Source organism: Allobosea eneae (genome assembly GCF_042657265.1).
GTDB classification, from domain to species: Bacteria; Pseudomonadota; Alphaproteobacteria; order Rhizobiales; family Beijerinckiaceae; genus Allobosea; species Allobosea eneae.
In genome coordinates, this window is sequence record NZ_JBHSLW010000102.1 from 1 (window position 1) to 752 (window position 752).

The following is a 752-nucleotide window of genomic DNA, read 5'->3' on the forward strand; positions in this document are numbered from 1 at the left end:
TCTGCGGGGTCAGAGGACGTGCTTTTCCAGCCCGGCCTTGGTCTCGGCGAATTTCTTGGGATCGAGCCCCATCAGCTCGACGACAGCCTGCTCATCGGCACCGAGAGCACCGGGCTCGCTGGACTTCGGCTGCTTCACCGTGCCGGAATGGATCGAGACGAGCGCGTTGATCTCGGTCTCGACCGCGGCGGCGTCCTTCTGGTGGCGCGTGATGTAGTGGTCGCGCAGCGGCTTGATCGGCTTGCCAGCCGCGATCGCCGCATCGACGAAGGTAACGGCCTTCTCCTTCGCGCCTTCGGTCTGCAGCGTGGTCAACTGCGACTGCAGCGTGATCACCGTCTTGCGCAGCTCGGCGTCGCCGGCGCCGGCGGAATTCAGGTGCAACGTGATCTGCTCGGCGCTGGTCTGGTCGAAGTCGACGCCGGCAGCCTTCAATCCGGCCTTGACCGCCTCGAGCTTCGGATCGGGGACGGCACGGGCGTTGAGATGGGTTACGAGCTCGTCGCCGGTGGCGCCGGCCTTGAGCCCGCCGGCCTGGGCGACCTTGCCGGCGGCCGCGGCGATCGCAGCATGCGAGCTGACGGTGGTCAGCACCGCATCATCGGCAGCGTCATCAGCCAGCCCGAGCGCCTTTCGCACCTTTGCGAGGAATTCCATGTCGTTCTCCCGGTGGTGGAGCGTGGTCAGGGTCAGGTTCGGGTCATTGACGAGCGAGGCGCGCAGGATCTTCAGGAGCTTGCCGGCCTTGGTGC

At 66.5% G+C, this 752-nt stretch carries 1 protein-coding gene; it reads right to left on the reverse strand.

All coding sequences use genetic code 11. The features are described from left to right. Nucleotides 1–9 precede the first annotated feature (9 nt). The coding region (locus tag ACFPOB_RS29685) for a phage protease (RefSeq protein ID WP_377801774.1) at nucleotides 10–752 on the reverse strand (743 nt) is incomplete at its 5' end.